General features: G+C 75.2%; 6 protein-coding genes. 1 reads left to right on the forward strand and 5 read right to left on the reverse strand.

Annotated features, from left to right (window positions below; translation table 11 throughout):
- Positions 1-105 precede the first annotated feature (105 nt).
- From ACH495_RS19425 to ACH495_RS19435, 3 genes are read right to left on the reverse strand one after another with little or no spacing between them, the layout of a single operon-like run.
- Positions 106-987, reverse strand: coding sequence for a metallophosphoesterase family protein (locus ACH495_RS19425; RefSeq protein ID WP_396859127.1), 882 nt, complete (start codon positions 985-987; stop codon positions 106-108).
- On the reverse strand, positions 984-14,978 hold the full coding sequence (locus tag ACH495_RS19430; protein WP_396859128.1) for a type I polyketide synthase: 13,995 nt from the start codon (positions 14,976-14,978) through the stop codon (positions 984-986). Before ACH495_RS19430 ends, ACH495_RS19425 begins: the two co-directional genes overlap by 4 nt.
- A 21-nt stretch (positions 14,979-14,999) precedes the next feature.
- The gene (locus tag ACH495_RS19435; protein WP_396859129.1) at positions 15,000-20,513 is read right to left on the reverse strand and encodes an SDR family NAD(P)-dependent oxidoreductase; all 5,514 of its coding nucleotides are present in this window, start codon (positions 20,511-20,513) and stop codon (positions 15,000-15,002) included.
- A 229-nt stretch (positions 20,514-20,742) separates the two neighbouring features.
- On the opposite strand from ACH495_RS19435, the gene ACH495_RS19440 reads away from it, so the two are divergent.
- Entirely contained in the window at positions 20,743-21,498 is a 756-nt protein-coding gene (locus tag ACH495_RS19440; protein WP_396859130.1) for a thioesterase II family protein, read from the forward strand.
- Between the two features lie 52 nt (positions 21,499-21,550).
- On the opposite strand, the gene ACH495_RS19445 is transcribed toward ACH495_RS19440, so the two are convergent.
- Together ACH495_RS19445 and ACH495_RS19450 are read right to left on the reverse strand one after the other, a co-directional pair.
- A complete protein-coding gene (locus ACH495_RS19445) occupies positions 21,551-22,438 on the reverse strand; it encodes a class I SAM-dependent methyltransferase (protein WP_396859131.1) in 888 nt (295 codons plus the stop codon).
- 29 nt (positions 22,439-22,467) lie between these two features.
- Complete coding sequence (locus ACH495_RS19450; protein ID WP_396859132.1) at positions 22,468-24,030, reverse strand: bifunctional 3-(3-hydroxy-phenyl)propionate/3-hydroxycinnamic acid hydroxylase; 1,563 nt, start codon at positions 24,028-24,030, stop codon at positions 22,468-22,470.
- Between the last annotated feature and the right edge of the window lie 5 nt (positions 24,031-24,035).

Consider the following 24,035-nt stretch of genomic DNA (forward strand, 5'->3'; position numbering starts at 1 on the left):
GCCGGCACCCGGCCCGTCACCGTGAGTGGACGCTACTGAGCGCTGACCTGGGACCCAACCCCTACGGACCCCTCATTCACCGCCCTCGGCGGGTGGTCCGCACGGTCAGCGGAGCTGCCCGGCGAGCGCCGGGAGGATGGCGCGGGGCCGGCCCGGCGGGGTGGCGCGGCGACGCCACTCGCGGGGGTAGCCGACGGACACCTCCTCGAACCGGACGCCGTCGTAGCGGGTGCTGCGCGGGATGTGCAGGTGCCCGTAGACGGCGACGCGGGCGTCGTAGTGCAGGTGCCAGTCGGCGGTGAGGTCGGTGCCGCACCACTGGGCGAACTCCGGGTGGCGCAGGATCCGGGTCGGCTCGCGGACCAGCGGGTAGTGGTTGACCAGCACGGTGGGCAGCCCGGCGCGTTCGGCGTCCAGCCGCCGTTCGGTGCGGATGACCCGGGCCCGGCACCACGCGTCCCGGCTCGGGTACGGGTCCGGGTGCAGCAGGATCTCGTCGGTGCACACCACCCCGGTCTCGTACGCCAGCGCCAGCGCCTGGGCGCGGTTGTAGGTGCCCGCCGGCCGCCACGAGTGGTCGTACCCGACGAACAGCGGCACCACCAGCACCGGGTCGCCGTCGGCGTCCCACACCGGGTACGGATCCTCGGGGGTGAGCACGCCGAGCCGCCGGCACAGCGCCACCAGGTGCCGGTAGCGGGCCTCGCCGCGCAACTGCACCGGGTCGTCGCGGGGCGTCCACAGCTCGTGGTTGCCGGGCGCCCACACCACCCGGGCGAAGCGCCGGGCGAGCAGGCCGAGCGCCCATTCGACGTCGTGCAGGTACTCGCCGACGTCCCCGGCGACGATCAGCCAGTCGTCGTCGCCGTCGGGGCGCAGCCGTTCGACCAGCTCACGGTTCTCGGCGTACCCGACGTGCAGGTCACTGATGGCGAGCAGCCGGCCACCCCTAGCCGCGGGCGTACCCCTAGCTCCGGCGCTGGTCACGACTTGCCGAACTCTCGCTGGATGATGGCGAAGATGTCGTCCTCGCCGGCGTCGGCCAGGTCGTCGGCGACCGGGGCGGCGGCCGGCGGCGCGGCGTCGCCGCGCCACCGGGCCAGCAGTTCCTCCAGCCGGTGGGTGACCTGCGCGTCGCGCCGCTCGCCCGGCACCGCGTCGAGCAGCCGCGCCAGGCGGTCGATCTCGGCGGTGACGTCGTCGGCGGCGGGGCGCAGCTCCCGGCCCAGGTGCTCGGCGAGCGCGGCCGGGGTGGGGTGGTCGAAGACCAGCGTGGTGGGCAGCGTCAGGCCGGTTGCGGCGGTGAGTCGGTTGCGCAGCTCGACCGCGGTGAGCGAGTCGAAGCCGAGGTCCAGGAAGCCGCGTCCGGCCCGGACCGTGGCCGGGGTGCGGTGTCCGAGCACGGTGGCGGCTTCGGCGCGTACCAGGTCGAGCAGGATCCGGTCCCGTTCCGTCGGGCCGGCGGCGGCGAGGCGGTCGCGCAGCGCCGCCGGTGCGTCCGCGTCGGCGGCCGGGGTGGCGGCGCGGTCGGCGGCGGCCTCGGGGATGCCGCCGAGCAGCGGGCTGGGCCGACGGGCGGTGAACGACGCGGCGAACCGCTCCCAGTCGACGTCGGCGACGACCACCGCGGTGTCGTCCCGGTCGAGCGCGCCCTGGAGGGCGGTCACCGCGAGGTCCGGGTCGAGCGCGGGCAGGCCACGCCGGGCGAGCTGATCCCGCTGGTCGCCCTGAGCCATGCCGGCGCCGGCCCACGGTCCCCACGCCACGGCGGTGCCGGCCGCGCCGCGGGCGCGCCGCCGGGCGACGAGACCGTCGAGGTACGCGTTGGCGGCGGCGTAGCCGGCCTGCCCGGCGGAGCCCCACACCCCGGCGATGGAGGAGAACACCACGAACGCGTCCACGTCGGGCAGCAACGCGTCCAGGTGGGTCGCGCCGTCGACCTTGGCCCGCAGCACGTCGGCCAGTTCGTCGCCGGTCATCGCGGCGAGCGGGGTGGCCTGGGCGGCGCCGGCGGCGTGCACCACGGCGCGGACCGGTTCGGCGGCCAGCCCGTCGAGCAGTCCGGCCAGCGCGGCCCGATCGGCCACATCACACGCCGCCACCGTCACCCGCACCCCACCGGCACCCAGGCGCTCGACCAGCTCGGCCACGCCCGGCGCGTCCGGCCCACGCCGGCTGGTCAACACCACGTGCTCGGCACCGGTATCGGCCGCCCACTGCGCGACCCGCGCACCCAACGCACCCGTACCACCGGTCACCAGCACCGTGCCGGAGAACCGGAACTCCCGCCGCACGGCGTCGTTCCCGGCCCGCACCAACCGCCGGGCGAACACCCCCGACGACCGCACCGCCACCTGGTCCTCACCGCCACCGGCCAGCACGCCGCACACCCGGCGCACCGCGTGGGCGTCCAGCTCGACCGGCAGATCCACCAGGCCACCCCAACGAGCTGGCTCCTCCAACCCCGCGACGCGGCCGAGCCCCCAGGTCCCGGCCGCCACCGGATCCACGGGACCGTCGGTGGCGCTCACCGCCACCGCACCCCGGGTCAGCCACCACAACCGGCCGGAGACGCCGCTGTCGGCGAACGCCTGCACGGCGGCCAGCGCCGCGCCGGCACCGGCGCCGGCGAGCGCGAGCAGCGACACCACCCCGGCGGCCGGGTCGGCGTCGCGCAGCGCCTTGGCGAGCAGTTCCCGGTCGTCGTCCGGCCCGTCCAGCCGTACCGGACGCACGCTCGCGCCGGCCGAGGTCATCCCGTCGGTCAGGGCCGCGACCAGCGTGTCGTCGATGCCGGTGTACGGCACCAGCAGCAGCCACGTCCCGGCCAGGGTCGCGGTCGGCTCGGGTATGCCCGACCAGTCGACGCGGTAGCGCCACGAGTCGGCGGTGGCGCGCTGCCGGCCCGCGTTCCGCCACCGGGCGAGCGCCGGCAGCAGGTCGGCGACCGGCCGCTCGGTGCGGAACTCCGGGTCGAGGCCGGTGAGGTCGGCCTGTTCGACGGCCGCCCAGAACCGGTCGTCCGCCTCGCCGCCCCCGGCCGGCACCGGGTGTGGGGTGTCCTCCTCGGACAGCCAGTACCGGGTGCGTTGGAACGCGTAGGTGGGCAGGTCGACGATGGCCGGCCGCCGCCCGTCGCGGGTGAACCAGGCCGTCCAGTCCACCGGCGTGCCGGTCACGTGCAGGCGAGCCAGGGCGGTGGTCAGCGCGGTGACCTCGTCCTGGTCCCGCCGCAACGCCGGCACGTGCTGCACCGGACGGTCGACAGGCGTGTCCGCCGCCATCGCGGTCAACGTGGCGTCCGGACCGACTTCCAGGAACGTGCTCACGCCCAGCTCGTGGAGCGTGGCCACACCGTCGGCGAACCGCACCGCCTCGCGGACGTGCCGCACCCAGTAGTCCGGACCCGCGATCTCGGTGGGGTCGGCGAGCCGGCCGGTCAGGTTCGACACGATCGGCAGACGCGGCTGCTGCCAGTCCAGCCCGGCGATGGCGGCCCGGAAGTCGGCCAGCATCGGCTCCATCAACCGCGAATGGAACGCGTGACTGACCGTGAGCCGCTTGACCCGCCAACCCTTGGCCGCGCACTCCCCCGCGAGCCGGTCCAGGTCCTCCACTGCGCCGGAGAGCACCACCGACGAAGGGCCGTTCACGGCCGCCACATCCACCCCGGAACCGGGAACCGCCCCCAGGCCGGCTCCCGACTCCGAGCCGGCACCGCCGGCCGTCGTGGCGCCACCCGCGCGGGCCAACAGCTTCCGCACCTGGGACTCCGACGCGCCCACCGCCAGCATCCCGCCACCGGCCGGCAACGCCTGCATCAACGACCCACGCGCCGCCACCAGCACACACGCATCCGCCAACGACAGGACACCCGCCACATACGCGGCGGTCACCTCACCGATCGAATGCCCCGCCAGATAGTCAGCCGTCACCCCCCACGACGACAGCAACTCCCACAACGCCACCTCCACCGCGAACAACCCCGCCTGCGTATAGACGGTCTGATCCAACAGCCCGCCACCGCCGAACACCACCTCCCGCAACGGACGATCGAGACGACCCTCGAACGACGCGCACACCCGATCGAACGCCTCCGCGAACACCGGGAACACCGCGTACAACTCCCGACCCATCCCGGCGCGCTGCGCACCCTGACCGGTGAACAACACCGCCCGACGACCCGACAACACCTCACCGGCCACCACACCGGGAGCCGCACCACCCTCGGCCAGCGCGGCCAGGCCCGCCAGCAACGAGTCCCGGTCCGGGCCGAGCACCACCGCCCGGTGCTCCAGGGCGGCCCGCGTCGTCGCCAGGGAGAAGCCGACCTCGGCCGGCGACAGGTCGACGTGCGCGCGCAGGTGGTCGAGCAGCCGCGCCGCCTGACCCGCCAGCGCGTCCGCCGACCGCCCCGACACCAGCCACGGCAGCACCGGCAACGCCACGGCGGCACGATCCTGCTCGGCCTCGACCGACGGCGGCTCTTCGAGGATGACGTGCGCGTTGGTGCCGGAGATGCCGAACGACGACACCGCCGCCCGCCGCGGCCGGTCCACCGCCGGCCACTGACGCGCCTCGGTCACCAGGTCCACCGCGCCGGCCGACCAGTCCACCTTGGTCGACGGCTGGTCGACGTGCAGCGTCGCCGGCACCACGCCGTGCCGGAGCGCCAGCACCGCCTTGATGACGCCGGCCGCGCCGGCCGCCGCCTGGATGTGGCCGATGTTCGACTTGATCGAGCCGAGCAGCAGCGGCTGCTCACGCTGCTGCCCATACGTGGCCAGCAACGCCTGCGCCTCGATCGGATCACCGAGCGTGGTGCCGGTGCCGTGCGCCTCCACCACGTCCACGTCGGTGGTGGTGAGGCCCGCCGACGCGAGCGCGGCCCGGATGACGCGTTGCTGGGCGGGCCCGTTCGGCGCGGTGAGCCCGTTCGAGGCGCCGTCGGAGTTGACCGCCGAGCCGCGCAGCACGGCGAGGACCCGCCGGCCGTCGCGTCGGGCGTCGGAGAGCCGTTGCACCAGCAGCACGCCGACGCCCTCACCCCAGCCGGTGCCGTCGGCGCCCTCGGCGAACGACCGGCACCGCCCGTCGGCGGCGAGCCCGCCCTGTCGGGAGAACTCGACGAAGGTGGCCGGTGAGGCCATCACGGTCACGCCGCCGGCCAGCGCCAGCGTGCACTCCCCGCTGCGCAGCGACTGTGCGGCCAGGTGCAGTGCCACCAGCGACGACGAGCAGGCCGAGTCCACTGTCACCGCCGGCCCTTCGAGGCCGAGCGCGTACGCCACCCGGCCGGACAGCACGCTGGTGGCGGTGCCGGTGAGCAGGTGCCCGCCGACGTCCTGGTCGCGGCCCATCGCGGTCGAGGCGTACCCCTGGAAGCTGGCGCCGGCGAAGACGCCGACGCGTTCGCCGCGCAGCCGGGCCGGGTCGATGCCGGCCGATTCGACCGCTTCCCACGAGGTCTCCAGCAGCAGCCGCTGCTGGGGGTCCATCGCGAGCGCCTCGCGGGGGGAGATGCCGAAGAAGTCGGCGTCGAACGCGGCCGCGTCGTAGACGAACCCGCCCTGCCGGGGGAACGAGGTGTCGGAGAGGCGGCCGGCGAGAAACCGGTCCCAGCCCCGGTCGAGCGGGAAGTCGGCGATGCCGTCACGTCCGGCCGCGAGCAGCTCCCACAGCTCGTCCGGGCCGGTCACGCCGCCGGGGAGGCGGCAGGCCATGCCGACGACGACGATCGGGTCCCCGTCGACCGCGATGGCGGTGCCGGGCGCCCCGGTGTCCACCGGCTCGCCGGTCAGCGTGGCGGCCAGGTACGCGGCCAGGGCCGTCGGGGTCGGCTGGTCGAAGACCAGCGTGCTGGGCAGCGTCAGGCCGGTCTCGGCGGTGAGCCGGTTCCGCAGCTCGACGGCGGTGAGCGAGTCGAAGCCCTGCTGCTGGAACGCCCGGTCCGCTGCCACGGCGTCGGCGGCCGGGTGGCCGAGCACCGCCGCAGCCTGGGCACGGACCAGGTCGAGCAGGCGGCCGGCGCGCTCGGCGAGGGTGAGCGCGCCGAGCCGGTGGGCGAGCGGGGAGGGGCCCTCGGCGGGCGCGGCCTGCGCGGGCCGGGCCTCGGGGAGTTCGTCGAGCAGCGGGCTGGAGCGCAGCGCGGTGAACGCGGCGGCGAACCGCTCCCAGTCGACGTCGGCGACGACCACGGTGCTGTCGTCCCGGTCGAGCGCGCGGTGCAGCGCGGCGATCGCCAGGTCCGGGTCCATGGCGGGCAGCCCGCGTCGGGCCAGGTGTTCCTGTGCCTCGCCGCCCTCCGCCATGCCGCCACCGGACCACGGTCCCCAGGCCACGGCGGTGCCGGCGGCGCCGCGGGCGCGGCGGCGGGCGACGAGCGCGTCGGCGGCGGCGTTCGCGGCGGCGTAGCCGGCCTGCCCGGCGGAGCCCCACACCCCGGCGATGGAGGAGAACACCACGAACGCGTCCACGTCGGGCAGCAACGCGTCCAGGTGGGTCGCGCCGTCGACCTTGGCACGCAGCACGTCGGCCAGCTCGTCGCCGGTGACGTCGGCCAGCGGGGTGAACTGCGGCGCGCCGGCGGCGTGTACCACCGCGCGGACCGGCTGACCGTCGGCGGTCAGGCCGTCGAGCAGTCCGGCCAGCGCGGCCCGGTCGGCCACGTCACACGCCGCCACCGTCACCCGCACCCCACCGGCACCCAGGCGCTCGACCAGCTCGGCCACGCCCGGCGCGTCCGGCCCCCGCCGGCTGGTCAACACCACGTGCTCGGCACCCGCACCGGCCGCCCACTCGGCGACCCGCGCACCCAACGCACCCGTACCACCGGTCACCAGCACCGTGCCGGAGAACCGGAACTCCCGCCGCACGGCGTCGTTCCCGGCCCGCACCAACCGCCGGACGAACACCCCCGACGACCGCACCGCCACCTGATCCTCACCACCACCGGCCAACACCCCACACACCCGACGCACCGCGTGGGCGTCCAGCTCGACCGGCAGATCCACCAGGCCACCCCAACGAGCTGGCTCCTCCAACCCCGCCACACGGCCGAGCCCCCAGGTCCCCGCCGCGGCCGGATCAACCGGCGCGTCCGTGGCGCTCACCGCCACCGCACCCCTCGTCAGCCACCACAACCGGCCGGAGACGCCGCTGTCCGCGAACGCCTGCACGGCGGCCAGCGCCGCCTCGGGCCGCGCGTCGAGCAGTGCCAGCACCCCCGCGACGTCGTGACCGGTCGCGGCGGCGCGCAGCCGGTCGGCGCTCGCCAGCCGGTCGGTGGGCGCGTCGAGCGCCACCGGCACGACGTGGGCGCCGTGCCCGGCCAGACCGGCGACCAGCGGGTGGTCGGCCCGGTCGGCCGCGGTCAGCACCAGCCACGTCCCGGTCAGGCCCGGCGGGGGTACGGAGGCCAGGGGCCGCCACTCCACCCGGTAGCGCCACGAGTCGACGGTGGCACGGTCCTGGCCGGCCCGCCGCCAGCGGGCCAACGCCGGGAGCAGGTCCCGCAGTGGCTGGTCGGCGGTGAGCCGCAGCTCGTCGCCGAGGCCGGTGAGGTCCTCCCGTTCGACAGCTGCCCAGAACCGGTCGTCGAGGTCGCTCCCGCTGGTCCGTGCCGTGGGCGCGGTCTCGGGCCAGTACCGGGTGCGTTGGAACGCGTAGGTGGGCAGGTCGACGGTGGCCGGCCGCCGCCCGTCCCGGGTGAACCAAACCGCCCAGTCGACCCGCGTGCCAGCCACATGCAGGCGGGCCAGAGCGGTGGTCAACGCGGTGACCTCGTCCTGATCCCGCCGCAACGCCGGCACGTGCTGCACCGGACGATCAACAGGCGTGTCGGCGGCCATCGCCGTCAACGTCGCGTCCGGACCGACTTCCAGGAACGTGCTCACACCCAGTTCGTGGAGCGTGGCCACACCGTCGGCGAACCGTACCGCCTCGCGCACGTGCCGCACCCAGTAGTCCGGACCTGCGATCTCCACCGGGTCCGCGAGCCGGCCCGTCAGGTTCGACACGATCGGCAGACGCGGAGCCTGCCAGTCCAGACCACTGATGGCGGCCCGGAAGTCGGCCAGCATCGGCTCCATCCACCGCGAATGGAACGCGTGACTGACCGTGAGCCGCTTGACCCGCCAACCCTGGGCCGCGCACTCCCCCGCCAACCGGTCCAGATCATCGACCGCGCCGGAGAGCACCACCGACGACGGACCGTTCACCGCCGCCACATCCACACCCGAACCAGAAGCCGCCCCCAGGCCGGCTCCCTGCTCCGAGCCGCCACCACCGACGCCGGACGCCAACAGCTTCCGCACCTGCGACTCCGACGCGCCCACCGCCAGCATCCCGCCACCGGCCGGCAACGCCTGCATCAACGACCCACGCGCCGCCACCAGCACACACGCATCCGCCAACGACAGGACACCCGCCACATACGCGGCCGTCACCTCACCGATCGAATGCCCCGCCAGATAGTCAGCCGTCACCCCCCACGACGACAGCAACTCCCACAACGCCACCTCCACCGCGAACAACCCCGCCTGCGTATAGACGGTCTGATCCAACAGCCCGCCACCGCCGAACACCACCTCCCGCAACGGACGATCGAGACGACCCTCGAACGACGCGCACACCCGATCGAACGCCTCCGCGAACACCGGAAACGCCCCGTACAACTCCCGACCCATCCCAACCCGCTGCGCACCCTGACCGGTGAACAACACCGCCCGACGACCCGACAACACCTCACCGCTCACCACGCCGGCCGCCGACGCACCCTCGGCCAGCGCCGACAGGCCCGCCAGCAGCGCGTCGCGATCCGCGCCGACGACCGCGGCGCGGTGTTCCAGCGTCGCCCGCGTGGCGACCAGCGACCAGCCGGCCTCGGCCGGCGCGACGTCGGGGTGCTGGCGCAGGTGGTCGAGCAGCCGGGCCGCCTGCCCGGCGAGCGCCGGGGTCGAGCGGGCCGACAGCAGCCACGGCGTGACCGGCAGCGGGGCGACCGCGTCCGGCGTGGAGGCGTCCTCGACCGGGGTGGGCGCTTCCAGGATGACGTGGGCGTTGGTGCCGGAGATGCCGAACGACGACACCGCCGCCCGACGCGGCCGGTCCACCGCCGGCCACTGACGCGCCGACGTGGCCAGGTCCACCGCGCCGGCCGACCAGTCCACCTTCGACGACGGCTGGTCGACGTGCAGCGTCGCCGGCACCACGCCGTGCCGCATGGCCAGGACCGCCTTGATGATCCCGGCGACGCCGGCGGCGGCCTGGGTGTGGCCCAGGTTCGACTTCACCGACCCCAGCAGCAACGGCTCGGCCCGCTCCTGCCCGTACGTGGCCAGCAACGCCTGCGCCTCGATCGGATCACCCAGCGTGGTGCCGGTGCCGTGCGCCTCCACCACGTCCACCTCGGCGGCGGAGAGCCGGGCGTCGGCCAGCGCGGCCCGGATGACGCGTTGCTGGGCGGGCCCGTTCGGCGCGGTCAACCCGTTCGACGCCCCGTCCTGGTTCACCGCCGAACCGCGCACCACGGCGAGGATCCGTCGACCGTCGCGTCGGGCGTCGGAGAGTCGTTGCACCAGCAGCACGCCGACGCCCTCACCCCAGCCGGTGCCGTCGGCGCCCTCGGCGAAGGACCGGCACCGCCCGTCGGCGGCGAGCCCGCCCTGGCGGGAGAACTCGACGAACGCGCCGGGGGTGGCCATCACCGTCACGCCACCGGCGAGCGCCAGGTCGCATTCGCCGGCCCGCAGCGACTGGGCCGCGAGGTGCAGCGCCACCAGCGACGACGAGCAGGCGGTGTCCACGGTCAGCGCCGGCCCTTCGAGGCCGAGCGCGTACGACACGCGGCCGGAGAGCACGCTGGCGGAGGCACCGGTCGCGCCGTAGCCGGCGAGGTGGTCGCCGCCGTACCGGATGAGGTGGTCGAAGTCCTGCCCGTTGGTGCCGGCGAAGACCCCGACCCGGCTGCCGCGCAACGAGGACGGGTCGATCCGGGCGTCCTCGATCGCCGCCCAGGACGTCTCCAGCAGCAGCCGCTGCTGCGGGTCCATGGCGGTCGCCTCGCGGGGCGAGATGCCGAAGAACTGCGCGTCGAACGCGCCGGCGTCGGCCAGGAACGCGCCCCGGGTGACGTCCGGCGGCAGCGCGGCCAGGTCCCAGTGCCGGTCGCGCGGCAGGTCGGTCATCGCGTCGACGCCGTCGGCGAGCATCCGCCAGAACTCGTCCGGGGAGCCGGCCCCGGCGGGGAAGCGGCAGCCCATGCCGACGATGACGATCGGGTCGTCGTCGACGGGGCGTACCGCCGGGGTGGTGGTCTCGGCCGGGCCGCCGGCCAGCGCGGCACGCAGGTGGGCGGCCAGGGCCTCGGGGTTGGGATGGTCGAACGCCACCGTGGCGGGCAGCGTGAGACCGGTGGCGGCGTCGAGCCGGTTGCGCAGCTCGACGGCGGTGAGGGAGGTGAAGCCGAGGTCCCGGAACGCGCGCCGGTGCGGCACCTGGTCGGCGCCGCCGTGGCCGAGGACGGCGGCGATCTCGGCCCGGACCAGCTCCCCGAGGATGTCCTGCTGGTCGGCCGGGGTGAGGTCGGCGAGCCGACGCCGCAGCGCGGCGGACCGGTCACCGTCGACGGCGACCGGGGTGGCGGTGAGCAGGTCGCGGAGCAGCGGGTCGGGTCGGTGGCCGGGAGCGGCGGCGATCCGGTCCCAGTCGACGTCGGCGACGACGAGGTGGGTCTCGTCCCGGTCGAGCGCCCGGTGGAACGCGCGGATCGCGCGGGCGGGGTCCATGGCGCGGACGCCACCGCGGGCCATCCGGCGCTCGAACTCGCCGGCACTGACGCCGCCGTCGGCCCAGAGCCCCCAGCCCACGGCGGTGGCGGGCCGTCCCTCGGCGCGGCGGCGGTGGGCGAGCGCGTCGAGCCAGGCGTTTCCGGGCGCGTAGTTGCCCTGGCCGGGGCCGGCCATGGTGCCGGCGAGGGAGGAGAAGAGCACGAACGCGGTGACGTCGTGGTCGCGGGTCAACTCGTCGAGGTGGCGGGCCGCGTCGACCTTGGCGCGCAGCGCGGTGGCCATCCGGTCGACGGTGAGCGCGTCGGTGACCGTGTCGTCGAGCGCGGCGGCGGTGTGCACGACGGTGCGCAGCGGCGCGTCGGCGGGGATGGTGGCGAGCAGGTCGCGCAGCGCGTCCCGGTCGGCGGCGTCGCAGGCCGCCACCGTGACGCGGGCGCCGAGCGCGGTCAGCTCGTCGGCGAGGTCGGCGGCGCCGGGCGCGTCAGGGCCGCGCCGGCTGATCAGCAGCAGGTGCTCGGCGCCGGCCGTGGCGAGGGACCGGGCGACGTGCGCGCCGAGCGCGCCAGTGCCGCCGGTGACGAGCGCGGTGCCGTGCGGGGTCCAACTCCGCGCGGCGGCGACGGGTCGGGCATCCCGGACCAGCCGCCGGGCGTACGCGCCGGCCGCCCGCACCGCCACCTGGTCCTCGGCCGGCTCACCGCCGAGCAGCCGGCGCAACCGGGGTACGGCGCGCGGGTCGGGCGTCCGCGGCAGGTCGACGAGGCCGCCCCAGCGGTACGGGTGTTCGGCGCGGAGCGCGCCGCCGAGTCCCCAGAGCAGCGCCGGATCGGGGTCGACGGTCGGGTCGGTGGGGTCGACGGCGACGGCGTGGCGGGTGGCGATCCAGAGCCGGGCGGTGCTGCCGGCGTCGCCGAGCGCCTGTGCGAGCGTCACGGTGCCGGCGAGCCCGGCGGGCACCGAGGCGCTGTCCGGATGGGTGCCGGCGGCGAGGCCGAGCAGCGACAGCACGGTCCCGGCCGGCGGCGAGGCGGTGAGGTCCCGGGCGAGGTCGGCACGACCGTGACCGGCCGGTACGGCGAGCACCCGGACGCCAGGCCCGGTCAGCGCGTCGAGCCACTGCCGGCCCGACTCGTCCACCTCGGCCGGTACGACGAGAAGCAGCTCACCGACGTCGGGGCCGGTGGGCTCCGGCAGCGGCTGCCAGGTGACCCGGTAGTGCCAGGAGTCGAGCGCGGCTTCGCTCTCCCGGCGGCGTCGCCACGCGGAGAGTGCGGGCAGCACGTCGGCGAGCGGCGCGTCGGGGTCGACGGCGAGCGCGGCGGCGAGGCCGTCCACGTCCTGGTTCTCGATCACCTGCCAGAACGCCGTGTCGTCGTCGGGGTCGCCGCCGTGGTGGCGGGTGCGGGCGTCGAGCCAGTAGCGCCGGTGCTGGAACGCGTAGGTGGGCAGGTCGACGATGGCCGGCCGCCGCCCGTCCCGGGTGAACCAGACCGCCCAGTCGATGCGGGTGCCGGTCACGTGCAACCGCGCCAGGGCGGTGGTCAGCGCGGTGACCTCGTCCTGGTCCCGCCGCAACGCCGGCACGTGCTGCACCGGACGGCCGACAGGCGTGTCCGCCGCCATCGCGGTCAACGTGGCATCGGGACCCACTTCCAGGAACGTGCTCACGCCCAACTCGTGGAGCGTGGCCACACCGTCGGCGAACCGCACCGCCTCGCGGACGTGCCGCACCCAGTACTCCGGACCCGCGATCTCGGTGGGGTCGGCGAGCCTCCCGGTCAGGTTCGACACGACCGGCAGACGCGGAGCCTGCCAGTCCAGACCACTGATGGCGGCCCGGAAGTCGGCCAGCATCGGCTCCATCAGCCGCGAGTGGAACGCGTGACTGACGGTGAGCCGCTTGACCCGCCAACCCTGCTCGGCGCACTCTCCCGCCAACCGGTCCAGATCATCGACTGCGCCGGAGAGCACCACCGACGACGGCCCGTTCACCGCCGCCACATCCACGCCATCACCGGAACCGGGAACCGCCCCCAGGCCGACTCCCGACTCCGAGCCGGCACCACCGACGCCGGACGCCACCAACTCCCGCACCTGCGACTCCGACGCGCCCACCGCCAACATCCCGCCACCGGCCGGCAACGCCTGCATCAACGACCCACGCGCCGCCACCAGCACACACGCATCCGCCAACGACAACACCCCCGCCACATACGCGGCGGTCACCTCACCGATCGAATGCCCCGCCAGATAGTCGGCGCTGATCCCCCACGACGACAGCAACTCCCACAACGCCACCTCCACCGCGAACAACCCCGCCTGCGTGTAGACGGTCTGATCCAACAGCCCGTCACCACCGTCAAACACCACCTCCCGCAACGGACGATCGAGACGACCCTCGAACGACACGCACACCCGATCGAACGCGTCCGCGAACACCGGAAACGCCCCGTACAACTCCCGACCCATCCCGGCCCGCTGCGCACCCTGACCGGTGAACAACACCGCCCGACGACCCGACAACACCTCACCGCTCACCACGCCGGCCGCCGACGCACCCTCGGCCAGCGCCGACAGGCCGGCCAGCAACGAGTCCCGGTCCGGGCCGAGCACCACCGCCCGGTGCTCCAGGGCGGCGCGTGTCGTTGCCAGCGACCAGCCCACCTCGGCCGGGGACAGCTCGGCGTGCGCGTGCACGTGCTCGGCCAACCGCGCGGCCTGACCGGCGAGGGCCTCCGCCGAGCGCGCCGACAGGACCCACGGGGCGGTCGGGGCCGGCTCGACCGGCAGCGGCTCCGGCGACGGCTCGGGCTCCGGGGCCTCGATGATCACGTGGGCGTTGGTGCCGGAGATGCCGAACGACGACACCGCCGCCCGCCGCGGCCGGTCCACCGCCGGCCACTGACGCGCCGAGGTGGCCAGCTCCACCGCGCCGGCCGACCAGTCGACGTGGGACGAGGGGGCGTCCACGTGGATGGTCCGTGGCACGAGTCCGTGCCGCATGGCGAGGACCATCTTGATGATGCCGGCGACCCCGGCCGCGGCCTGCGTGTGGCCCAGGTTCGACTTCACCGACCCCAGCAGCAACGGCTCGGCCCGCTCCTGCCCGTACGTGGCCAGCAACGCCTGCGCCTCGATCGGGTCACCCAGCGTGGTGCCGGTGCCGTGCGCCTCCACCACGTCCACCTCGACCGGCGACAGCCGGGCCGACGCGAGGGCCGCCCGGATCACCCGCTGCTGGGCGGGCCCGTTCGGCGCGGTCAGGCCGTTCGACGCGCCGTCCTGGTTCACCGCCGAGCCGCGTACCACGGCGAGGACGCGGTGGCCGTGGCGGCGGGCGTCGGAGAGGCGTTCCAGCAGCAGCACGCCGACGCCCTCGGACCAGCCGGTGCCGTCGGCGCCCTCGGCGAACGACTTGCAGCGCCCGTCCGGGGCGAGGCCGCGTTGCCGGCTGAAGTCGACGAACGTCTCCAGCGTGGTCATCACCGTGACGCCGCCCGCGAGGGCCAACGCGGACTCGCCGGAGCGCAGCGACTGCACGGCCAGGTGCAGCGCGACGAGCGACGACGAGCAGGCGGTGTCGACGGTGAGCGCCGGGCCCTCGAGGCCGAGCGTGTAGGCGACCCGGCCGGAGAGCACGCTGCTGGCGGTGCCGCCGCCGATGAACCCGTCGACCGTGTCGGGCACGTCGTCGAGCCCGGCCGCGTAGTTGTGGTACATCATGCCGGCGAACACGCCGACCCGGTTGCCGCGCAACGACAGCGGGTCGATCCGGGCGTCCTCGATCGCCGTCCAGGACGCCTCCAGCATGAGCCGCTGCTGCGGGTCCATGGCCAGCGCCTCGTACGGGGAGATGGTGAACAGCTCCGGGTCGAAGTTCCCGGCGTCGTGCAGGAAGCCGCCTTCGCGCGCGTAGGTGCTGCCCCGCCGCTCGCCGGTCGGGTCGTACGCCCGCTCGGTGTCCCAGCCCCGGTCGGTGGGGAAGCCGGTGATGCCGTCGCCACCGGCGGCGACCAGCTCCCACAGTTGCTCGGGTGAGCGGACGCCGCCCGGGTAGCGGCAGCTCATCCCGATGATGGCGATCGGCTCGTGGTCCTTGGCGTCGGCCGCCCTCAGCCGTTCGCTGGTGTCGTGCAGGTCGGCGGTGACGCGCTTGAGGTACTCACGGAGCTTGGCTTCGTTCGCCATCGGGGATTCACCTGTCGCGGGTCAGGACCGGCCGAAGCGGCTGTCGATGAAGTCGAACAGTTCGTCGTCACTGGCGTCGTCGAGGCTGGCGGCCACCTCGCCGCCGTCGCCGTCCCAGCGGGCCAGCAGGGCGCGGAGCCGGGCCGCGACGGCGGTACGGGTCTCGTCGTCGGCGGTCAGTTCGGCGAGTGTGTCGGCCGGGGTGGCGGCGAACGCGGCTTCGAGGCGGTCCAGCTCGTCGAGGACGGTGGGCGCGGTCGCGGCCGGCCCGAGGCGGGCCAGCAGGTGCCCGGTCAACGCGGCCGGGGTGGGGTGGTCGAAGACCAGCGTGGCCGGCAGCGTGAGCCCGGTCCGGGTGGTGAGCCGGTTGCGCAGGTCGACGGCGGTGAGCGAGTCGAAGCCGAGTTCGGTGAAGGAGCGGTCGGGTCCGACGGCGGCCGGTGAGGCGTACCCGAGCACGTCGGCGACCTGGCCGGTGACCAGCTCGGCGACCAGGCGGGCCCGGTCCTCGGCGGACGCCCCGGCGAGCCGGTCGGCGAGGCCGCCGGTGGCCGTCGTGGCGGTGCGGCGCGCGGGCCCGCCGGCGAGGCCGTGCAGCGGCGCCGGCAGTTCGTCGCGTCCGGCGCGGGCCCGCAGCGCCGCCAGGTCGAGGTGGACGGGGAGCAGCAGCGGCTGCCGGCCGCGCCGGCTGGCGTCGAACAGGGCGAGCGCCCGGTCGGTGGGGAGCGGGACGATGCCCTGGCGGGCGAGGCGGTCCCGGCCGGCGGTGCCCAGGTCGCGGGTCATGCCGCTGGTTTCCGCCCAGGGGCCCCAGGCCAGCGACGTGGCGGCGAGCCCGGCGGCGCGGCGGTGGTGGGCGAGGCCGTCGAGGAACGCGTTGGCCGCCGCGTAGTTGCCCTGCCCGGGGGCGCCGAGCGGGCCGGCGATCGAGGAGAACAGCACGAACATGGGCAGGTCGAGGTGGCGGGTGAGGTCGTGCAGGTGCCAGGCGGCGTCGGCCTTGGGGCGCAGCACCGCGTCGGTGCGGTCCGGGGTGAGCGCGGTGACCACTGCGTCGTCGAGCGCGCCGGCGGCGTGCACCACGCCGGCGAGCGGGTGTTCGGCGGGCACGGCGGCGAGCAGCCCGGCGAGCTGGTCGCGGTCGGCCACGTCGGCGGCGGTGAGGCTGGCCCGCGCGCCGAGCCGGCTGAGGTCGGCGAGCAGCTCGGCCGCGCCGGGGGCGTCGGCGCCGTGCCGGCTGACCAGCAGCAGGTGCCGGATCTTGTGGTGGGTGACGAGGTGGCGGGCGACGACGCCGCCGAGCGCGCCGGTGGCGCCGGTGATCAGCACGGTGCCGTCGGGGACGAGGTCGACGGCGCCGGTCGGGTCGGGTTCGGCCGGGGCGAGGCGCGGCACGAGCAGCCGGCCGTCGCGGAGCGCGAACTGGGGTTCGTCGGCGGCGAGCGCGCGGGCGAGCAGGTCGGCGTCGTCGTCGCCGGCCAGGTCGGCGAGGACGAACCGGCCGGGGTGTTCGAGTTGCGCCGCGCGGACGAGACCCCAGACGGCGGCGCCGGCCAGGTCGGTGACGTCGCCGTCGGCGGGCACCGCGCCCCGGGTGAGCACGACGAGCCGCCGGCCGGCGTGCCGGTCGTCGGCGAGCCAGTCCTGGATGAGCGTGAGCGTGTCGGCGAGCCGGGTGCGGACGGCGGCGAGCGGGTCGTCCGGCGCGGGATGTCCGGCGGGGACGAGCACCAGCCGGGCGTCGTCGGTCAGGGCGTCGAGGCCCGCCGCCGGCAGGGGCACCACCCCGGGGGCCGGCCGGGCCGGCAGCGGCACCGGGTTCCAGCGCAGGTCGTAGAGGGGCAGGTCGGCGGCGCCGGGGTCGAGCTGGTCGGCGGCGAGCGGGCGGGAGACCAGGGCGTCGATGCGGGCCACCGGCGCGCCGGCCGCGTCGGCGAGCGTGAGCGTGCTGGCCGGTCCGCTGCGGGTGAGCCGTACCCGCAGGTGGGTGGCGCCCTCGGCGACGAGTGTGACGCCGCTCCAGGCCCAGGGCAGGCGGGCGCCGGCATCGTCGGCGGCCGGGTCGTCGGCGAGGCCGACGACGTGCAGCGCGGCGTCGAGCAGCGCCGGGTGCAGCGCGTAGCCGGTGGTGGCGGCGCCGTCGGGCAGTTCCACCTCCGCGAACACCCCGTCGGGGGTACGCCAGGCGGCGCGCAGCCCGCGGAACGTGGGCCCGTGGGCGACGCCGAGGTCGCGGAGCCGGGTGTAGATCGGTTCGACCGGCACGGCGACGCCGCCGGGCGGTGGCCAGGCGGTCAGCGGCTCGGTGGGCTCGCCCGTGCCGGGGGCGAGGATGCCGTCGGCGTGGCCGGTCCAGTCGGCGTGCGGATCGTCGGCGGGGCGGGAGTGGACGGTGATCCGGCGTCGGCCGTGCTCGTCGGGCGCGGCGAGCTGGAGTTGGAGCGTGCGGGCGCCGTCGTCGGGCAGGACGAGCGGCGCGGCGAGCGTCAGCTCCTCGACGGTGTCGCAGCCGGCCTGGGCGCCGGCGTGCAGCGCCAGCTCGACCAGGGCGGTGCCGGGGACGACGATCCGGCCACGGACGACGTGGTCGGCGAGCCACGGCTGGGTACGCGCGGACAGCCGTCCGCCGTGGATGCGGACGTCACCGGCGGCGGTGGCGAGCGCGGTGTCGAGCAGCGGGTGGCCGGCGTCGCGGGCGCCCAGGCCGGCGGCGTCGTGGCCGGCGGTGCGGGCGTCGATCCAGTAGCGCCGGTGCTGGAACGCGTAGGTGGGCAGGTCGACGGTGGCCGGCGATCGCCCGTCGCGGGTGAACCAGGCCGCCCAGTCGATGCGGGTGCCGGTCACGTGCAACCGCGCCAGGGCGGTGGTCAGCGCGGTGACCTCGTCCTGGTCCCGCCGCAACGCCGGCACGTGCTGCACCGGACGGTCGACTGGCGTGTCCGCCGCCATCGCCGTCAACGTCGCGTCCGGGCCGACTTCCAGGAACGTGCTCACACCCAGTTCGTGGAGCGTGGCCACACCGTCGGCGAACCGCACTGCCCCGCGGACGTGCCGCACCCAGTAGTCCGGACCCGCGATCTCGGTGGGGTCGGCGAGCCTCCCGGTCAGGTTCGACACGATCGGCACCCGCGGGGCCTGCCAGCCCAACCCGGCGATGGCGGCCCGGAAGTCGGCCAGCATCGGCTCCATCAGCCGCGAGTGGAACGCGTGACTGACGGTGAGCCGCTTGACCCGCCACCCTTCGGCGGTGCCCTTCTCCGCGATCCGGTCCAGGTCCGCCAGCGGCCCGGAGAGCACCACCGACGACGGCCCGTTCACCGCCGCCACATCCACCCCGGAACCGGGAACCGCCCCCAGGCCGACTCCCCGCTCCGCACCGATGTCACCGGCCGCAGCGCCACCACCGACACCGGATGCCAGCAACTCCCGGACCTGCGACTCCGACGCGCCCACCGCCAGCATCCCGCCACCGGCCGGCAACGCCTGCATCAACGACCCACGCGCCGCCACCAGCACACACGCATCCGCCAACGACAGCACCCCCGCCACATGAGCGGCCGTCACCTCACCGATCGAATGCCCCGCCAGATAGTCAGCCGTCACCCCCCACGACGACAGCAACTCCCACAACGCCACCTCCACCGCAAACAGACCCGCCTGCGTGTAGACGGTCTGATCCAACAGGCCGTCACCACCGTCAAACACCACCTCCCGCAACGGACGGTCCAACCGGCCCGCGAACGACGCGCACACCCGATCGAACGCATCCGCGAACACCGGAAACGCCCCGTACAACTCCCGACCCATCCCGGCGCGCTGCGCACCCTGACCGGTGAACAACACCGCCCGCCGACCCGACAACACCTCGCCGGTCACCAGACCGGGAGCCGCACCGCCCTCGGCCAGCGCGGACAAGCCGGCCAGCAGCGCGTCCCGGTCCGCGCCGACCACCACCGCCCGGTGCGCCAACGCGGCCCGCGTCGTCGCCAGGGAGAAGCCGACCTCGGCCGGCGACACGTCGACGTGCGCGCGCAGGTGGTCGAGCAGCCGCCCCGCCTGACCCGCCAGCGCGTCCGCCGACCGCCCCGACACCAGCCACGGCAGCACCGGCAACGCATCCGCGTCGAGGACGGCCGGCGGCTCGTCCTCGACCGCTGCGGGCGCCTCCAGGACCACGTGGGCGTTGGTGCCGGAGATGCTGAACGAGGAGACGGCGGCGCGGCGGGGTCGGTCGACAGCCGGCCAGGGGCGGGCCGCGGTGGCCAGCTCGACCGCGCCGGCCGTCCAGTCCACCTTGGTCGACGGCGCGTCCACGTGCAGCGTGGCCGGCACCACGCCGTGCCGCATCGCCTGCACCATCTTGATCACGCCGGCCACGCCGGCGGCGGTCTGGGTGTGGCCGATGTTCGACTTGATCGACCCGAGCAGCAGCGGCTGTTCACGCTCCTGCCCGTACGTGGCCAGCAACGCCTGCGCCTCGATCGGATCACCCAGCGTGGTGCCGGTGCCGTGCGCCTCCACCACGTCCACCTCGGCGGCGGAGAGCCGGGCGTCGGCCAACGCGGCCCGGATGACCCGCTGCTGCGCGGGCCCGTTCGGCGCGGTCAGGCCGTTCGACGCACCGTCCTGGTTCACCGCCGACCCGCGCACCACGGCGAGCACGCGGTGCCCGAGCCGGTGGGCGTCGGCGAGCCGTTCGACCAGGAGCACGCCGATGCCCTCGCCGAGCGCGGTGCCGTCGGCGGCGTCGGCGAACGCCCGGCAGCGGGCGCCCCGGGACAGGTTGTTCTGCCGGGTGAAGTCCACGAAGATCGACGGGGTCGGCAGCACTGTCACGCCGCCGGCGAGCGCCAGGTCGGACTCACCGGCGCGCAGCGACTGCACGGCCAGGTGCAGCGCGACGAGCGACGAGGAGCAGGCGGTGTCGACCGTGACGGCCGGCCCCTCGAACCCGAGCGCGTACGACACCCGGCCGGAGCTGACGCTGCCGGCGCTGCCCAGCCCGAGGTAGTCGGCGACCGCCTCCGGCACGTCGGCGGCCCCGGCCGCGTAGTCGGCGTGGGTCAGCCCGGCGAACACGCCGACCCGGCCGCCCCGCAGCCCGGTGGGGTCCACGCCGGCCGACTCGAACGCCTCCCAGGACACCTCCAGCAGCAGCCGCTGCTGCGGGTCCATCGCGAGCGCCTCGCGCGGCGAGATGCCGAAGAACGCCGGGTCGAAGCCGCCGGCGTCGGCGAGGAAGCCACCGTCCCGGACGCAGGACGTGCCGGGGCGTTCCCGGGCCGGGTCGTAGAGCGTGGCGAGGTCCCAGCCCCGGTCGTCGGGGAACGGGCCGATCGCGTCCCCGCCGGCCGCCACCAGGTCCCACAGCGCGTCCGGCGAGGTGATCCCGCCGGGGAAACGGCACGCCATGCCGACCACGGCGATCGGCTGGCGGGTGGAGTCCTCCACGTCGCGGAGCCGTTGCCGGGTCCGCCGCAGGTCGGTGGTGACCCTCTTCAGATACTCCCGGAGCTTCTCTTCGGTGTCCATCAACCTGACCCTCGGTCGGCGGGGACCTGCCGTTGTCCGGCGCGCACGCGTCATCCGAGAGCCACGGGTCCCCTCTGCGGGGAAGCTATGGCGTCGCGCTGAGCTGCGACAACCCCTAACCCGTGGGCCCGGCCGGCTAGGGGTGGCCGGGCCGGCGGCGGCGCGGTTAGCGTCCGGTGGACCGCCCTGGCGCCCGGGTCGCGGGCGCCACCGCCGGAAGGACCGCGTGACGATGACCGACCACGACAACGGCCTGTGGGTACGCCGGTTCCACCCGGCCCCGCCGGGCGCCCCGCGGCTGGTGTGCCTGCCGCACGCCGGCGGCTCCGCGAGCTTCTTCTTCCCGGTGTCCCGGGCGCTGTCGCCGGCCGTGGAGGTGCTCAGCATCCAGTACCCGGGCCGGCAGGACCGTCGGCACGAGCCCTGCGTGCCGAGCATCGGTGAGCTGGCCCGGCAGGTGGCCGACGTGCTGCGCCCCTGGCGGGACCGGCCGCTGGCGTTCTTCGGGCACAGCATGGGCGCGACGCTGGGCTTCGAGGTGGCGCGGCTGATCGAGGCCGAGGGTGGGCCGGTGGCGCACCTGTTCCCGTCCGGCCGCCGGGCGCCGTCGTGCCACCGGGACGAGACGGTGCACCTGCTCGACGACGAGGGCCTGCTGGCCGACGTGAAGAAGCTCAGTGGCACCAACTCGGCGGTGCTCGGCGACCCGGACATGCTGCGCGCCGCGTTGCCGGCGATCCGCAGCGACTACCGGGCGGCGGAGACCTACACGTACGCACCGGGGCCGAAGCTGAGCTGCCCGGTCACGGTGTTCACCGGGGACGCCGACCCGAAGACCACAGTGGACGAGGCGAAGGCGTGGTCGGAGCACACCACCGGCGCGTTCGACCTGCACGTCTTCCCGGGCGGGCACTTCTTCCTGGCGTCCCACCAGCCGGCGATCCTGCGTACCCTCTCGGCGGCGCTGTCCGGCGCGGCGGTCCGCTGACGATCCACGCCGGTCCCCGCCGCCCGGTCCGGGCGGCGGGGACCGCGGCGGTTCACGGCTTCTGTGCCACCGCGATGACGTAGTCGAGCAGGCCCAGCTCCTTCTTGATCAGCTCGGTGTCGCGCCAGTGGTTGGCCATCCCCTTGACCGCGCTGCCGTCGGCGGCGGCGCGGAACGCCGGGTCGGACGGGCGGGCGGACTGGAACCGGCGCCAGCCCTCCCAGGTGCGGTCCGCGATGGAGTGCACCTCCACGGCGCCGAAGCCGGCGGCGGCGAGCTGCTCGCCGTAGGTCTTCCGGTCGTGCCAGTTCTCGTCCGGCAGGCTGAACTTGACGAAGCTGAGCGGACCCGAGCTGATCGACATGCGCGGGGTGTCGTTGCTCAGCGGGATGATGTCGGCGGTGGCCAGCGTGCCGCCCGGCCGCAGCACCCGGAACGCCTCGGCGAAGAACGCGCTGCGCGGGTGGAAGTGGAACGCCGACTCCAGCGCCACCACCCGGTCCACGCTGGCGTCCGGGAACGGCAGCGCGGTGGCGGTGCCGAGCTGGAAGTCGGCCCGGTCGGCCAGGCCCTCGCGGCGGGCCCGCTCCTGGGCGTGCTCGACGTGCCGGGGCGTCACGTTGATGCCGTGCACCTTCGCCACCCGGCGGTCCCGCAGCCAGGCGAAGTCCTGGTCGCCGTAGCCGAAGCCGACGTCGACAACGGTGTCGTCGGGCTTGAACCCGGCGGCGTCGGCGAGCTTGTCGGCCAGCGCCTGGCCGGCCACGTCGATGCTGGTGACGCCCTCCTCCCAGTAGCCGACGTTCATGTAGCGGGAGGTGCGGGCCGCGAACTCGACATCCGGCGACTGGATCTCGTAGAACCGGCGGACCCGGGTCACCGGGTCCTTGGTGGCCAGGGTCCGGATGACCCGGCCGAGGGTGCGGAGGTTCTCCAACATGTCAGCTCCTCAGGGCTGCGCGGGGGTGGTCAGGGTTGCAGTGCGGGGGCGGAGACCTGCCGGCGCAGGTCGGCCACCAGGGTGGCGGCGGCGTCGGGGCCGGCGGCCACGCCGAAGAGATAGAAGTCCGGCCGGATCAGCGCGGCGTCCGCGCCGCCCAGCCAGGCCAGGTAGGCGCCGTCGAGGTCGGCCAGCTCGCCGGCCGCCGGGCCGTCGTCCGCCGGCCGCACCACCAGCCGGTACGCGCCGAGGTCGTCGAGGAACGCGACCGCGTCGTCGTCAAGCGTGGCCGGTTCCCGGGTGAGCAGCACGAAGCCGACGCCCACCACGTCGTCGAAGCCGCCGGTGCGCCCGTCGACAGTGACCCGGCCCTGCGGCGCGGGCTCCCCGGCTCGCGGGGTGGGCGTGCCGTCGTCGGCGCGGTGCAGCACGCCGTCGACGATCGCCTCGCGCAGCGAGCGGACGTGCCGCTGCTGGGTACGCCGACGCAGCGCGGCCAGCATCACCGAGTCCCGGCCGGCGGCCTTCTTCGGGTCGGTCTCGCAGATCACCGCGCCGGAGTCCATCGACATCCGGATGGCGTGCTGCACGTGGGCCCGCCGTTCCACCTGGTAGGTGTCGAGCAGCGCTTCCCCGGCCCGGCCCCGGCGCACCAGGTCCAGCTTCCAGGCCAGGTTGACCACGTCGCGGAAGCCGGAACTCATGCCCTGCCCGAGGAACGGCGGCATGACGTGCGCGGCGTCGCCGGCCAGGAACACCCGGCCACGCCGCCAGACGTCGGCGGAGCAGGCCTGGGTGGTGTAGACGCCGTAGCGGTCCAGCCGGGCGTTGTCCGGGGTGATGTCGAACAGGCCGAGCAGCCGCCACGCGCTGGCCTCGGAGCGGAACTCCTCCAGGGTCTCCCCCGGCACCCGCATGAACTCCCAGCGCCGGTGGTTCGGGCCGGCGGAGACGGCGGTACGCGGACGCGCCGGGTCGCAGATCTGGAGGTTGTTCGGGGTGAACTCGCGCGGCGTGTGCAGCACCACGTCGCAGACCAGCCAGTCGTGGGTGAAGTCGAGGTCGGTGACGCCTGCGCCGAGCCAGCCCCGGACGAAGCTGTTCGCGCCGTCGCAGCCGAGCACCCAGGACGCGGTGTAGGTGTGCGGGTCGCCGTCGCCGTCCACGGCGGTCACCTCGACGCGGTCGCCGTGGTCGGCCAGGCCGGTCACCTCGACGCCCCGCTGCACCTGCACGCCGGGCAGCTCCGCGCCGCGCTCGGCCAGCCGTTCCTCCACACCGGGCTGGTAGAACGACGTGGAGTCGGGCCACCCGGACGGGCCGTCCGGCGCGGCGCGCACGTGCAGCAGCGTCCGGCCGAAGCCGTTCTTCCAGGTGTACTCGCCGGACAGCTCGGTCACGTCGCCGAGCCGGTCGGCCACGCCGCAGGCGGCGAGGATCCGGCTGGCCTCGCCGTCGTAGGAGACCGCGCGCGGCATGCTGTACGGGGTGGTCCACTTCTCCAGCACCCGCACCGTGAAGCCGCGCTGCGCCAGCAGGATCGCGGCCACCTGGCCCACCGGGCCGTAGCCCACGATCAGTACGTCGGTCATCGCCG

Origin of the sequence: Micromonospora sp. NPDC018662 (assembly GCF_044391475.1) — a bacterium.
In the GTDB taxonomy this organism is placed as follows: Bacteria; Actinomycetota; Actinomycetes; order Mycobacteriales; family Micromonosporaceae; genus Micromonospora.